Source organism: Mesorhizobium sp. M0676, from assembly GCF_040320535.1.
Taxonomy (GTDB): domain Bacteria; phylum Pseudomonadota; class Alphaproteobacteria; order Rhizobiales; family Rhizobiaceae; genus Mesorhizobium.
In genome coordinates this window covers 40,632-54,303 of record NZ_JAMYPU010000026.1, presented here as the reverse complement: position 1 = coordinate 54,303, position 13,672 = coordinate 40,632, and the positions used below count along the sequence as shown (strand labels likewise).

Annotated in this window: 14 protein-coding genes; 5 read left to right on the top strand and 9 right to left on the bottom strand. The window is 64.2% G+C overall.

Annotation, left to right across the window (positions count from 1 at the left end):
• Positions 1 to 23: 23 nt before the first annotated feature.
• Positions 24 to 452, bottom strand: a complete 429-nt coding sequence (locus NKI35_RS24545) for a SufE family protein (RefSeq protein WP_023684547.1) — start codon at positions 450 to 452, stop codon at positions 24 to 26.
• A gap of 117 nt (positions 453 to 569) precedes the next feature.
• Positions 570 to 938 (bottom strand): DUF5330 domain-containing protein, encoded by a 369-nt coding sequence (locus tag NKI35_RS24540; RefSeq protein WP_023732038.1) that lies wholly within the window; start codon positions 936 to 938, stop codon positions 570 to 572.
• Between the two features lie 532 nt (positions 939 to 1,470).
• On the opposite strand from NKI35_RS24540, the gene NKI35_RS24535 reads away from it, so the two are divergent.
• The 3 genes from NKI35_RS24535 to NKI35_RS24525 all read left to right on the top strand — a co-directional run bounded on the left by NKI35_RS24535 (position 1,471) and on the right by NKI35_RS24525 (position 4,400).
• Complete coding sequence (locus tag NKI35_RS24535; RefSeq protein WP_352741680.1) at positions 1,471 to 3,216, top strand: ATP-binding protein; 1,746 nt, start codon at positions 1,471 to 1,473, stop codon at positions 3,214 to 3,216.
• Entirely contained in the window at positions 3,191 to 3,979 is a 789-nt protein-coding gene (locus NKI35_RS24530) for a peptidoglycan-binding domain-containing protein (protein WP_023705444.1), read from the top strand. The genes NKI35_RS24535 and NKI35_RS24530 overlap by 26 nt, the downstream gene beginning before the upstream one ends.
• A gap of 73 nt (positions 3,980 to 4,052) precedes the next feature.
• Complete coding sequence (locus NKI35_RS24525) at positions 4,053 to 4,400, top strand: DUF1491 family protein (protein WP_023698568.1); 348 nt, start codon at positions 4,053 to 4,055, stop codon at positions 4,398 to 4,400.
• Here the strand turns inward: NKI35_RS24525 and NKI35_RS24520 are convergent.
• The 4 genes from NKI35_RS24520 to NKI35_RS24505 form a co-directional block, all read right to left on the bottom strand.
• A complete protein-coding gene (locus NKI35_RS24520; protein WP_352741667.1) occupies positions 4,387 to 5,397 on the bottom strand; it encodes a hypothetical protein in 1,011 nt (336 codons plus the stop codon). The genes NKI35_RS24525 and NKI35_RS24520 overlap by 14 nt on opposite strands.
• 396 nt (positions 5,398 to 5,793) lie before the next feature.
• Positions 5,794 to 6,342: a DUF1254 domain-containing protein gene (locus NKI35_RS24515; protein WP_023747494.1), complete on the bottom strand. Its 549-nt coding sequence runs from the start codon at positions 6,340 to 6,342 to the stop codon at positions 5,794 to 5,796.
• Positions 6,335 to 6,919, bottom strand: coding sequence for a DUF1214 domain-containing protein (locus NKI35_RS24510; RefSeq protein ID WP_352741666.1), 585 nt, complete (start codon positions 6,917 to 6,919; stop codon positions 6,335 to 6,337). Before NKI35_RS24510 ends, NKI35_RS24515 begins: the two co-directional genes overlap by 8 nt.
• 73 nt (positions 6,920 to 6,992) lie before the next feature.
• The gene (locus NKI35_RS24505; protein WP_023684539.1) at positions 6,993 to 9,152 is read right to left on the bottom strand and encodes a transglycosylase domain-containing protein; all 2,160 of its coding nucleotides are present in this window, start codon (positions 9,150 to 9,152) and stop codon (positions 6,993 to 6,995) included.
• 127 nt (positions 9,153 to 9,279) lie between these two features.
• Here NKI35_RS24505 and NKI35_RS24500 point away from each other — a divergent pair, with 127 nt between their 5' ends.
• Together NKI35_RS24500 and NKI35_RS24495 are read left to right on the top strand one after the other, a co-directional pair.
• On the top strand, positions 9,280 to 9,585 hold the full coding sequence (locus NKI35_RS24500; RefSeq protein ID WP_245264567.1) for a glycine cleavage T C-terminal barrel domain-containing protein: 306 nt from the start codon (positions 9,280 to 9,282) through the stop codon (positions 9,583 to 9,585).
• Positions 9,567 to 11,120, top strand: coding sequence for a trimethylamine methyltransferase family protein (locus NKI35_RS24495; RefSeq protein ID WP_352741665.1), 1,554 nt, complete (start codon positions 9,567 to 9,569; stop codon positions 11,118 to 11,120). Before NKI35_RS24500 ends, NKI35_RS24495 begins: the two co-directional genes overlap by 19 nt.
• 12 nt (positions 11,121 to 11,132) lie before the next feature.
• Here NKI35_RS24495 and NKI35_RS24490 read toward each other — a convergent pair whose 3' ends face one another.
• From NKI35_RS24490 to NKI35_RS24480, 3 genes are all read right to left on the bottom strand, one after another.
• The gene (locus NKI35_RS24490; protein ID WP_023705441.1) at positions 11,133 to 11,297 is read right to left on the bottom strand and encodes a hypothetical protein; all 165 of its coding nucleotides are present in this window, start codon (positions 11,295 to 11,297) and stop codon (positions 11,133 to 11,135) included.
• A gap of 136 nt (positions 11,298 to 11,433) precedes the next feature.
• Entirely contained in the window at positions 11,434 to 13,062 is a 1,629-nt protein-coding gene (groL, locus tag NKI35_RS24485; protein WP_023684537.1) for a chaperonin GroEL, read from the bottom strand.
• Positions 13,063 to 13,126: 64 nt separating this feature from the next.
• The gene (locus NKI35_RS24480) at positions 13,127 to 13,489 is read right to left on the bottom strand and encodes a co-chaperone GroES (RefSeq protein WP_352741664.1); all 363 of its coding nucleotides are present in this window, start codon (positions 13,487 to 13,489) and stop codon (positions 13,127 to 13,129) included.
• Between the last annotated feature and the right edge of the window lie 183 nt (positions 13,490 to 13,672).

Below are 13,672 nucleotides of genomic sequence, written 5' to 3'. Positions count from 1 at the left end.
CGAAAGAAGAGAAGATAGAGCAATCAAGCAGTCTGCTTGAGAGCCATCTCGGCGTCGCGCTTGATGCGCTTGACCATTGAGCGCAGGCCATTGGCCCGCTGCGGCGACAGATGTTCGTCGAGGCCAAGCGACCTCAGCGTCGCCTCGGCGTCCGTTTCAAGGATCTGGCTGGCAGTCCGTCCCGAAAACAGCGCCAGCATGATGGCGACCAGACCGCGTACGATATGAGCGTCTGAATCGCCTGTGAAGGTGATGACCGGATCGGCGCCCGGCGCTCGGCTCGTGGTCAGCCAGACCTGGCTGACGCAGCCCGGCACCTTGTTGGCGGCGTTGCGTTCGGCGTCGGGAAATGGCGGCAGCGCTTCGCCGAGCTCGATCACATAGCGATAGCGGTCTTCCCACTCGTCGAGCAGGGAGAAGTCGTCGCGGATCGTCTGGATCGTCGTGGCCATTGCTCGGGATATAGTCATCCGCGGCTGCGGCGTCACGGAAAAAGAAGAAAAGCACCGCAGGCATCGAGAGGTCCGACCGGCCTGCGGTGTCGCTGTAGATACCAGCTGAAACGGTGTTTAGTTCTTCGCCACCAGCTTGGCAGGTATGTTGACTGTCGCCGGCAGCACGATGTCCTCGGCGACGCTGCCGGTGGCCAGCGATGTATCGGGCGAGGTCTCGGCGCTCTTGTCGTCCAGCATGGCGGCGGCGATCTTGGCGGTTTCCTTGGCCCGGGCGCTGATCGTATGCATCGCCGACTTGCCGGTTTCGCAGACGTCCGGCTTACGCTCGCAAATGCCGGCGATGTCGCCGACCGCTTCGCGCGCCGCAAAAAGCGCCTGGAACGGCCCGACGCTCTCGCGGCCATCCTCGTCGGGGCCGACGGTCAGCGGCAGCGCCAGCAACACCAGCGAAAACCAGAACGCCATTCTTATCAAAAAGCCCATCGATCTGCCCTCTCGTCCAATGACCGGATCATGCGTCCATGCGCAATGACCTCTTTATATCAGCGACAATGGCACATGAGGCGCAAAGGACGGCTTTCTTGCTCAGTGAAAATTTTCCTCAAATTTTAGGCAAATTCGAAGCGAGGCGTTTTGCAGTGCATTAGCCTCAAATGCCGCCAATTTTCTTAACCTTGCAGTAACCATCTAAGCGATTGTTGCGCATGGATATCTTCAGAAGAGCAGGCATGCCGGCTCAGGGTTTCGCAGCCACGGGCACGCCCTTTGCACATAACGCTCCGTTTACTATGGCTACAAATGGCGGTGCATTCCGGTGCCGGCGCTCCAATTTTTGCCGCAGCGCGCTCGTTGTTCCGGTCAGCCTTATTCATTCCTTAAACGCTGGATGCGAGTTTCAAACAAGCAAAAGCGACCTGCAACGCAGGGGCAGTCACGACCGGGTGCGAGTGCGTTGAGTTTGACAACTGCCAGATATATTGAACTGCCTGGCGCGCTGGCGGCCGGTTGCGAACGCATGGTCCATCCGGCCATCATCGGCCAGGGCGATCGCCTGCGCCAGCGCCGGTTCATCGGCATCATGCTTGCCGCTCCGTTCTTCGCCGCCGGTGCGGCGGTGACACTGGTCACCTCGGGCATGGGCGCCGCCGTCACCGTCGCAACCATTTTCGCCGCCTTCGGTCTTTGCTGGTTCGCCGCCTTGCTGGTGGCGGCGTCGGGCAAGATGACGCTGGCAGCCCAGGTTGCCCTTGCCGCCGGCGGTCTTGCGCTTGCCGGCGCCGTCGCGGCAGCAGGCGGCCTGGCGTCGCCGGTTGCGCTGCTGGCCCTGGCACTGCCATTCGAGGCCTGGTGGATCGGCGGTTCAAAGCGCGCGGCACTTTGGGGCGGCCTCTCGGCCTTGGCCGCAATGCTGCTGCAGCCCTTTGTCGCCTCTGTCGTCCCGCTCGGCGGGGCGCAAGTCGCGGCGTGGCACTGGCTGCTGCCGCTCGCCTGGGGCCTGACGCTGGTTCCCCGGCTCGCAGCCCTCGGCGATGCCGCACGTGCGCAGCCCGCGCTCCTTCCAAACGACCGCCTTGAAGACATGATCGACGCCGTTGTCCTGCATGTCGCCCGGCATGGCGAGGTCCTGGATGCCTCGGCCAAGGCGCGCACCATCCTGAAGCTGCCGCCGGAACTGCTTTTCGGCGCCGGCATGTTCGACCGCATCCACCTGTCCGATCGCGTTGCTTATCTCAGCGCGCTTGCCGACATGCGCGATGGCGCCCTGGCGCGCCGGCTCGATCTTCGGGTTAGGCTGCCGCAGGACGGCAGCGCCTCGACGGCCGACAATTACCGGCCATTTCAGCTCGAACTGATGCGCGCCGAAGAGCAGCAGGAGACCTTCACTCTGCTGCTGCGCGAGAACGACGAGACTGCCGAATTGCGCGACGAGCTTGCTGCCGCCAATGAGGCCGCAGCGTCGGCCGAGGTGGCAAAGGGCCGCTTCCTGGCGGTCGTCAGCCATGAGCTTCGGACGCCGCTCAACGCCATCATCGGTTTTTCCGACATGCTGCTGCATGAGATGTTCGGCGGCTTCAAGGACCCGCGCCAGAAGGAGTATGTCAGCCTGGTGAAGGAGTCGGGTCAGCATCTGCTTGCCGTCGTCACCTCCATCCTTGATGTCTCGAGGATCGAGGCCGGCGCCTACGCGACCGAGCCCGAGCCGTTCCGCTTTATCGAAGCGGTCGAGATGTGCCAGTCGATGATGCAGCTGCAGGCCAATGCCAAGAACATCGGTCTCCAGGCGCAGATTGCGCCGGACGCCGGCGAGATCAATGCCGACCGTCGTGCCGTGCAGCAGATCCTGATCAACCTCGTCTCCAATGCGGTCAAGTTCACGCCCGATGGCGGCAATGTCGTCGTCGGCGCCAAGCGGATCGGCTCGCGGCTGCATTTCTGGGTCAGGGACACCGGCATCGGCATCGCCGAGGAAGATTTTGTCAATCTCGGCAAGCCGTTCATGCAGATCCAGAACGACTATACGCGCCGCTTCGAGGGCACCGGGCTCGGCCTGTCGCTGGTCAAGGGCCTGGTGGCGCTGCACGACGGCACGATGTCGATCGAAAGCATGCCGGGCGAGGGGACGACGGTCACGATCAGCCTGCCGGTGAACGGGCCGAAGAGGAGCGCGACCGACAGGAACGGCGTGCTGCCGATGCCCGCGACCAGGACGAAAGGCGACGCGAAAGGGGACAGGAATGGCTCGCTCCGCAAAACAGCCTAAGGCGGTCAAGCGCCGCAGCGGCGCGTTCGAGGCCGGCGCGATTGCGCTCGGCGGCGCGATCTCGCGCAATCCGGTCCTGGTCGGCGGGTCGACCGCCTTCCTGGTGACGCTGTTCTACGTTTCCGCCAACGCGCTGTGGTACCAGCCGTTTCCGCATGCCGGCGCCTTCTTCGCCACCCGCAGCATCGAGGGTTTTCCGCACCCCGGCGCGGACGAACCCGAAACCACCATCAACATCCTGCGGCCCGGCCCGGCACCGGTCAAAAGCGACCCGACCGTCGAGCAGGTCCAGGGCATCCTGAAGGATCTCGATTTCTACACGGGAACGGTCGACGGCATTTCCGGGCCGAATACCCAAAAGGCGATCCAGGCATACCAGCAGAAGGTTGGCCTGCCGGCGTCCGGCGAGATCGATGCTGTGCTGCTCGACCAGCTCGGCGCCAAGCAGACCACGGCTGGCATCCCGCATCCTGTGCCGAGGCCCGTGGATATGGCCGCTGCTCCCGTCGCCGCGCCCGAGGCCGCGCCTGCGCCCATCCCGGTTTCCGCGTCGGTATCCGCCCAGGCGCCCGATGCCCGCATCGTCAAGATCCAGGCCGGCCTGAAGGCATTCGGCAATGACGACATGCAGCTCGACGGCGTCGTCGGCGCCCGCACCAAGGCGGCGATCAAGGAATTCCAGTCGCTGTTCGGCCTGCCGGAAACGGGCGAGCCCGACGAGGTCGTCTACGTCAAGATGCGCGAGATCGGCCTGACCAATTGAGTGGTCAAGACGACCGCTCGCGGATAGACGAAAATCCGGCTAAGACGCCGCGCATGTCCTCCGGAGCCTCGTCATGCGCGTAACCACCGAGTTTTGGGTGTCGGCCCTGCTGCGCCGTGTCTTCGGCGCCGGCGGCTTTGCGGCCGTCGTCAAGCGTGGCGCGACCGAGGCCGGCGCTGTCTTCGTGCTCTCCCGCGGCAGGCTGGGCGACGTCTCCCTGTTCGGCCCGGCGCCGCAGACGAGCTACGATTCGGACAAACCGGATGATCGCTTTTTCACGCTGCTCGGCGCCGGCGACGATGCCGCCGCGCTTGACGCCAGGCTTGAGCGGGAGAAAAAATTCGATCCCGACATCTGGGTGGTCGAGATCGAGGCCGGAACGGTTTCCGTCGAGGAGCTTCTCTCCGTCAAGACGCCTTGAGGCTGGCCCCTAAGCTGGCTTTGTCGACGTCCGGCGCTTGGTCGCCATTCGCGGCGACAGGGGTGTTGCCGCGCACCGCTCGCGACAATGTTTCGGCCTTCCAGCCGCGCACCTTGTCGAGCGCCGCCTCGTGATGCAGCAGCCGGTAGCGGTCGAGGAAGATGCGGATCGCCTGCGGGTGCGGAAACTCCCGGGGGTACACCGCGACCACGATCAGGAATGCCCTGTCCTCGCTGAGGTCGAGCGCCCGCAGCGCGGCGAGCAGCGAGACATAGCTCGAATGCTTGGTCAGCGACCGCGCCGTCGAGAAGTCGATATCGAGCGCGTCGGCAAGCGCGGTCTGGAAGAAGGCGGCGTTGCCGGTCAGCGCCGTCTCGCGCAGCTTGCTGTAAGTTGCTGAGCCGGCGAAGGGATTGACCGATGTCGCCTCGCCCTCGGCGAGCATCATCGAGCGCAGGCGGCGCCTGGCGGTTTCGGCGGCGCTGCCGGGCAGTTTTGGTGCGCTGGGAGCGGCGGCAGCGGCTTCGGCACCGTTGCCCGCCACGTCGGCGATCGGCTCGGGCTGCCGCACGCGCACCAGGGTCGGCTTTTCCAGCGCCTTGATCAACTGCGCGATGGTCGGGTTCAAATCCTTGCGGCGGGCAATGGCGCGCGCATGCGGCAGGCCGTGGCGGCCGATCAACGCGATCAGGTCGATGTCGCCCAGCGCCCGCGAACGGACGAGCAAGGGCGCGCAGACATCGACCGGCTCCTCGCAAAGCCGCCGCACCAGGGCGGCCGGCGCATATTCGCATTCGGACAGGGCGGCGGCGACATAGCGGCGCGATTCGACCGGCACGCTGTCGAACAGCGGCAGCGTCAGATCCTCGAGCTGGGCGATCTCGCGGCGCGACGGGCGGGTCAGCGAGCAGAACGCCGACACGGCGGCGCGAAACAGCCTTTCGGCTTTTCCCGATTCCGTCCGTATGGCGATTTGCCTGAAATCCGAAGCTGACACGGAAGATACGCCCGACACTCGACACAACCCGGGCCATGCTCAACCGCAACTGTGTCGGTTTCGCGCAAGGCCTGGAACAAACATCAAATTAGCCGCGATCCGTTAGCGCTCCGTTAACCCTCTGCCGGCCTTAATCACATTTGGAGGCGTTGCGTTGTGCTCCGGGGCAACCGAGAGGAATACGCGAACCATGGGCATGGTACTGTCTTTCGTGCCGCGATCGGCACCAGTCAATCGAGCAGTTCAGGACACCGGTACGCCGGCGGCGGTGATCATTTTTCCCGGCGTCCGCTACGAGCATCCGCCATTGGCGGGCCAGGCGCGACCGGCGGACAAGCCGGGCACACCACGGACGCCTGTTCCGCACCACTGAGTTTGCTGGTCGTCGGGCTGAGGTCAGTAGTCCTGCAGTTCGCAGGAGCTCTGGTCCAGGAACTGCGACACTACCGGCTTCCAGCTGTCGTCAGGCACGAAGGCGCGGATGACGAAGATGCCTTCCTCGATCGGCGCCTCGACGAAGATCGCCCCTTGCAGGTCTTCGGGAAGCTCCCTGCGCACGTCGATCATCTGTGCCGGCGTCAGCACCACGGTGTCCAGCTTGTTGCCGGTCGCCGTGCGGTCGTTGAATGAATAGAAATTGTGGCCGTTGCGGTCATAGACCGACACCGACCAGAACGGCACGCTGCCCGGCGCCTTGATCCGCACCATGCCTTCGGCAAGGTCGAAGCGGCAGGCGGCGGCGTAAAACAGCGGATCTACCGACTTCACCACCGGCCCGCCGCCCGCCTCGGCGTCCAGCCTGGTCATCTTGTAGAGGTCGGACGCCATCGCCAGCCGTGACCAGGCGTCGCGCTCGGTAAATTCCGGCACCAGCAAAAGCACCACGATGTGGACGATGCCGGCGCCGACCAGGCCGAGCAGGATGGCGTGCAGCAGCCTACGCATTGCAGCCAGCCTTGACGATCCGGGGCAGCGACACGTCGGAAAGGCCGGTGCTTGAGGCAATCGGCGTGTCGTAGAAGGTGAGCACGAAATACATCCGGCCAAAACCTTCGATCAGAAGCCAATTGCCGGGGACCGGACGGTTGCCGACGGCAATGATCACCGAATTGTCGGGCTGACGCAGCACCTGGTAGGATTGCAGCGCCGCCAACCTTGGCTTGCCGGTGTCGACCACGCCGAGCGATTGATCCGCGGCATAGAGCGTCCAGAACCGGGCGGTGGGGAAACTGCCCTCGATCCTGTAGTCGCATTGCCGCTGAAGCTCATCGCCGGCCGCATCGCGCTCGGCGATGAAGGACAAGCCCTCGGCCTTGCCGAGCGCCAGCACGCCTTCACGCGCCACGCGCGCCTTGGAATAGGGGTCGGCATCTTGCGTGCCGATCTCGGGAAAGGCGGTCCATTCGCCGATGCTGATCGCGCCGACGCCGGTCTGCGCCTGCAGCGCATACCAGACGCTGCCGCCGCCGAGGCCGATGGCTATGGCAAGCGAAAGCAGCGTGAAAAAGGCGGTCTTGAGCATGAAGAACCGGGACGAGTGAATTATCGTTCGGGGATATAGCGGGGCAGGCCGCAGAGCAAGCAGCGCTGTGGAATCAAAGCGCCGACAGGGTCTCCGGTGTCTGCGGCGAGCCGAGCACGGGCGCGGCCTGGAACACCTTGGTCATCTCGCGCAGCGTCTGTGTCGTGCGGCTGGACAGCACCGCCGGGCGCTCGGCCGCGGCATCCGCTGCTGCCTGATCGGCATTTTTCTTCTCCGCTTCCTCGGCCTTGGCCGCGATCTCTTCGTCGACGAAGGGTTTGTCTAGGCCGGGGATCGGCTTCAGGTCGATATTCTGGTGCGCGTAGACCATCAGCCGCTGCCACACCATCGCCGGCAGCGTGCCGCCGGTCATGTTGCGGGTCGGGGTGAAGTCGTCATTGCCGAGCCAGACGGCAGCCGTGTAATTGCCGGTGAAGCCGACGAACCAGGCGTCGCGGTAGGATTGCGTCGTCCCCGTCTTGCCGGCGACGACGATGTTGGGTAGCTGCGCGCGCCGCGCCGTGCCGATCGCCGGCACCGCAGCCAGCATGGTGTTCATGTATTTCAAAGCCTGTTCCGACAGAACCCGATGCGGCGCCGGCGCATCCTTGGCAAAGTCGTAGACGACATCGCCGGTGCGGGTGACGAGCTGGGTGATGCCGTGCCGCGAGCCGGCGAAGCCGTTCTGCGCGAACACGCTGTAGCCCGTCGCCTGGTCCATGACCGTCATGCCCGATGTGCCGAGCACCATGGTCTTGTGCGACTCCAGCGGCGATTCCACACCGAATGATTCGGCCATCGCCTTGATCGGGCCGATGCCGAGATAGTCCTTGGCCAGCCGTACCGGCACGGTGTTGATCGATTTGGCGATCGCCGTGATCAGCGTCACATTGCCGGCCGAGCCGCCATTGTAATTGTGCGGTGACCAGCCGCCCCAGCTGATCGGCCCGCCTGAGACGACGGAGTCCGGGGTGAACCCGTGCTCCATGGCGGTGGCGTAGACGTAAGGTTTGAACGAGGAGCCGGTCTGGCGCAGCGCCTTGGTGGCGCGGTTGAACTGGCTTGCGCCATAGTCGCGGCCGCCGACAATGGCGCGCACCGCGCCATTGGTCTCGATCACCACAACGGCGCCCTCGGTGACGTTGTATTCCTTGCCGAACTGGCGGAGATGGAATTCGACGGATTCCTCCGCCGCTTTCTGGATGTTGGCGTCGAAAGTGGTGTGGGCGACCAGCGAATGCTGGCCGGGCTTGGCGATCTTCTTGACCTCATCGAAGGCCCAGTCGAGGTAATAGTCCGGGCTCTTCTGCTCGCCGCGGTCGACGATCTCGGCTGGATGCAGCCTTGCCTGCAGCACCTGGCCTTCGGTCATGAAACCGGAATCGACGAGGTTCGACAGCACCACATTGGCGCGAGCACGGGCGGCGGGCAGGTTGATGTGCGGGGCGTATTTGGTCGGCGCCTTGAACAGGCCGGCCAGCATCGCCGCCTCGGCGAGGTTCAGATCCTTGACGCTCTTGCCGAAATAGAAATCCGCCGCCGCCTCGATGCCGAACGTGCCGCCGCCCATATAGGCGCGGTCGAGATAGAGCTGCAGGATCTCCTTCTTCGACAGATTGGCCTCCAGCCACAGCGACAGGAAGGCTTCCTTGATCTTGCGCTGGAAGGTACGCTCATTCGACAGGAACAGGTTCTTGGCCAGCTGCTGGGTGATGCTGGAGCCGCCCTGGACGACGGAATTAGCCCGCACATTCTCGAAGATGGCGCGCGACAGGCCGAGCACGTCGATGCCGTAGTGCTCGAAGAAGCGTCGGTCCTCGGTCGCCAGCACCGCTTTGATGACATGGTCCGGCATCTCGTCGACAGGCACGGAATCGCGCTGGATGATGCCGCGCTGGCCAATCTCATTGCCGTAGCGGTCGAGGAAGGTGACGGCGAAATCGCCCTGACTGCGCCAGTCGCCGGTGGTGATCTGGAAGGCCGGCATCGCGAGTGCGAGCAGCACGACGACGCCGCCGGCGCCCATCGTAAAACCTTCGCTCAGCACCTCGATGATGCCGCGTCGCCAGCCGGTGACTCGGAAGCGCCGCGAAAAAATGGTTGCCGATTCCCAGAACTGGCCGGCCTTGAAGCCGATTTCGTAGAGCGAGGAATCGATCCAGGCGTCCACCGCCAGCAGTGCGGCGGCGATCGGACCTCTTCGTCTTGGACGTCGTTCTAAAGGACTGGCCATTCCCGAAACTCACCCAACCCACCTGAGAACCGCAAGCGGGCAATTTCAGGGCGGGCATACCCGGCGAAGACTATTCTTCCATTTCAGCCCGGCTCACAAGGGCAGCCAGGCCACACCGCACGGTTTGTTGAGCGCCGCCCGGATCGTGACGCTGGAGGTCGACGCCGTCGATGCCGACGCCAGTGGCTTCGAGCCAGTCTGGCACAAGGGCCGGCGCGTCGGCTTCGTCGCCTCAGCCGGCTATGGCTACACAATAGGCAAAAGCGTCGCGCTGACGTTGCTGGGCGACGAATTCGCCGGGGAGGGGACCGCGCTTTCGGTGCACATTGTCGGCGTCGAGCGGCCGGCGCGAATTATTCCGGCCTCGCCATACGACCCCGAGGGCAGGCGATGCGGCAATGAGGAGTTTTGGCCATGGTCGATGACATCATAAGGGAGACCAGGCGCGAGCGCCGGCGCGGGCACACCGGTGAGGCCGGCAGCGGGCCAAGCCGCCACCCGAACTATCGCTCGCTCAAGAACCCGTTCCTGCCGCAGCCGGTGTTTTCGGACGACCAGGTCGCGGCCATCCACGACACGGCGTTGCGCGTGCTGGAAGAGCTCGGCATCAAGGTGCTGCTGCCGGAGGCACGGGCGATCTACGCCAAAGCCGGTGCGCTGGTCGACGAGGACAGCCGGATGGTGCGCATCGGCTGCGATATTGTCACTGCGGCACTGGCCTCGGCGCCGAAATCCATCCGGGCGCTGGCGGGCGACCGTAGCCGCGATCTCATGCTGGAGCTCGGCTCGATGACGTTCCTCGCCGGGGCCGGGGCGCCCAACGTCACCGATCTCGAACGCGGACGGCGTCCGGGCACGCTCGCCGCTTTCGAAGAACTGACCAAGCTTGTTCAGAATTTCGACGTGCTGCATATGCTCGGCCCCTGGATCGAGCCGCAGGATGTCGACAACCGTTTGCGCCACTATGCCGTCAACCGTGCGCAGCTGACCCTGTCGGACAAGTTCCCCTTCGTCTTCGCCCGCGGCACGCCGCAGGTCGAGGATGGGTTCGAGATGATCCGGTTGGCGCGCGGCCTCTCGCAGGACGAGTTCCTTGCCGGCGTCCATTGCTATACCGTCATTAACACCAATTCGCCGCGCCAGCTCGATATCCCGATGGCGCAGGGCATCATCGACTTCGCCAAGGCCGGCCAGGTGTCCATCATCACGCCCTTCTGCCTGGCCGGCGCCATGGCGCCGATCACCGTCGCCGGCGCATTGACGCTGCAGCATGCCGAGGCGCTGGCTGGTCTCGCGCTGGCGCAGATGGTGCGGCCGGGCGCACCGGTGGTTTACGGATCCTTCTCCTCCAATGTGGACATGAAGTCCGGCGCACCGGCCTTCGGCACGCCCGAGCACGTCAAGGCGACGCTGGGCGCCGGTCAGCTGGCCCGCTTCACCGGCCTGCCTTGGCGGTCCGGCGGCGGCAGTGCGGCCAACATTTCCGATGTGCAGGCGGCGCACGAGACGCAGTTCGCGCTGTGGGGCTCGGTGCTTGCCGGCGCCACCGTCTGCATCCATGCCGCGGGCTGGCTGGAGGGTGGCCTCAGCGTCTCCTACGAGAAGCTGATCACCGATATCGAGGCATTGCAGACGGTTGCCGAACTCTGTGCTACGACCCCCGGCGACAAGGATTCGATCGGCTTCGAGGCGATCGCCGAAGTCCAGCCGGGCGGGCATTTCTTCTCCGCCGGCCACACCATGACGCGCTACCGCACCGCCTTCTACGAGCCGCTGGTCGCCGACTGGTCGAATTTCGGCAGCTGGACGCAGTCCGGTTCGAAGTCGGCCACCGAGCGCGCCACCGGCATCTGGAAGCGGACGCTGGCCGACTTCCAGCCGCCGGCGTCGGCCGTTGCCACATCCGATGTGCTCGACGAGTTCATTGCCCGCCGCACCGAAGAGGGCGGAGCGTTGCCGATGTCGTGAGGTTGGCAGCCGTCACATCGGCCGCTTGTCGCCGGTCTTCGACGGCTCGCGGCGAATCGGCCCGGCATCGGCCTGCCTGTGCTTGTCGGCGGCAATCCGGCGGATGCGATCGAAGCGGCTCTCCTCCGCCGGCTTGGTCGCGGATACAGCGTTTGGCTTCGGGGCAAATGTGATCATCTGTCGATCTCCCTGTCGTTGCTGACTGGTCTTGACTGACTGACGGAAATTCCTGGCTCGCCGGGGAAATGTCCCCGGCAGCCTGTTCTGATTTATGCCCGCCCAGATTCCCAGGCGGGCAATTTTCGGGCGATGGTCAGTAGCCGCCCATGCCGCCACCGCCGCCCGCAGGCGCCGCATCCTTGGCCGGAACGTCGGTGATCATCGCTTCGGCGGTGATCAGAAGCGCTGCAATCGAGCCGGCATCCTGCAGTGCGGTGCGCACCACTTTCGCCGGATCGACGATGCCCGCCTTGATCATGTCGACATAGACCTCGTTCTGGGCATCAAAGCCCTGATTGTGGTCCTTGCTGTCGGACAGCCTGCCGACGACGATCGAGCCTTCGACACCGGAATTCTCGGCGATCTGGCGGATCGGCGCTTCGAGTGCCCTGAGCACGATCGAAATGCCTGCCGTCACATCGTCATTGGCGCCAGTCAGCCCGGCCAGCGCCGATCTGGCGCGCAGAAGCGCCACGCCGCCGCCGGGCACGATGCCTTCTTCCACCGCCGCGCGCGTCGCATTCAGCGCGTCGTCGATGCGGTCCTTCTTTTCCTTCACTTCAGACTCGGTGACGCCGCCGACGCGGATCACGGCGACGCCGCCGGCGAGCTTGGCCAGCCGCTCCTGCAGCTTCTCCTTGTCGTAGTCGGACGTGGTCTCCTCGATCTGGCCCTTGATCTGCGCGATGCGCGCCTGGATGGTCGCCTTGGTGCCGGCGCCGTCGATGATCGTGGTGGTGTCCTTCTCGATCAGTACGCGCTTGGCGCGGCCAAGCATCTCGATGGTGACGTTTTCGAGCTTGATGCCGAGATCCTCGGAAATCATCTGGCCCGATGTCAGCACGGCGATGTCTTCCAGCATCGCCTTGCGGCGATCGCCGAAGCCCGGCGCCTTGACGGCCGCGACCTTGAGGCCGCCGCGCAGCTTGTTGACGACCAGCGTCGCCAGTGCTTCGCCTTCGACGTCTTCCGAGATGATCAGCAACGGCCTGCCGCTCTGCACCACTGCTTCGAGGATCGGCAGCATCGCCTGCAGATTGCCGAGCTTCTTCTCGTGGATGAGCACGTAAGGCTCTTCCAGTTCGACGCGCATCTTGTCGGCATTGGTGACGAAATAGGGTGAGAGATAGCCGCGGTCGAACTGCATGCCTTCGACGACGTCGAGTTCGGTGTCGGCGGTCTTGGCCTCCTCGACGGTGATGACGCCGTCATTGCCGACCTTGTCCATCGCCTTGGCGATCATGGCGCCGACGCTGGCATCGCCATTGGCGGCGATGGTGCCGACCTGCGCGATCTCGGCCGACGACTTGACCTTCTTGGCCTTCGCCTTGATGTCCTTGACCACGGCGGCGACAGCCTGGTCGATGCCACGCTTGAGGTCCATCGGGTTCATGCCCGCGGCAACCAGCTTGGCGCCTTCGCGCAGGATCGATGCGGCCAGCACCGTGGCGGTGGTGGTGCCGTCACCGGCGAGGTCGTTGGTCTTCGAAGCCACTTCGCGCACCATCTGCGCGCCCATGTTCTCGAACTTGTCGGCAAGCTCGATTTCCTTGGCCACCGTCACACCGTCCTTGGTGATGCGCGGCGCGCCATAGGCCTTGTCGATGATGACGTTGCGACCCTTAGGGCCGAGCGTGACCTTCACCGCATTGGTGAGGATCTCGACGCCGCGCAACATGCGGTCGCGCGCGTCAGTGGCGAATTTGATTTCCTTGGCAGACATTTTTTTCAATCCCGTTGGTGTGGTGAAGCAAGCGGCTCGCCGGAGCCTGGCAAAGCCAGACCGGTCAAGCGGCCTTCTTGGCTTTGACGCTCTTCTCGGTGACGACCGTCCCGCTCTTTCCGATATCGGCCGTCTCGCTCTTGTCGATCACGCCCATAATGTCGGCTTCCTTCATGATCAGCAGGTCCTCGCCGTCGATCTTGACCTCGGTGCCCGACCATTTGCCGAACAGGATGAAGTCGCCGGCCTTGACGTCGAGCGGAACAAGCGCGCCGTTTTCGTCGCGTGCGCCCGGCCCAACGGCGATGACTTCGCCTTCCTGCGGCTTTTCCTTGGCATTGTCGGGAATGATGATGCCGCCCTTGGATTTGGTATCGCCTTCGGCGCGCCGGATGACGACGCGGTCGTGGAGTGGCCGAAACTTCATGAGAACTTCTTTCTGGGGCCGGCATAGGCGACCGCGCCGTTCTTATAGGCGTGTTGGCACTCGATAGATAGGAGTGCCAAAAATTATTCGTGGCCAAAATTAAATATTAAAAAGTATTATGATGTCTGCCGGGTTCGAAACGTCGCGAGGCGCCTAGATATTTCGAAAAATTGAATTTCGAGG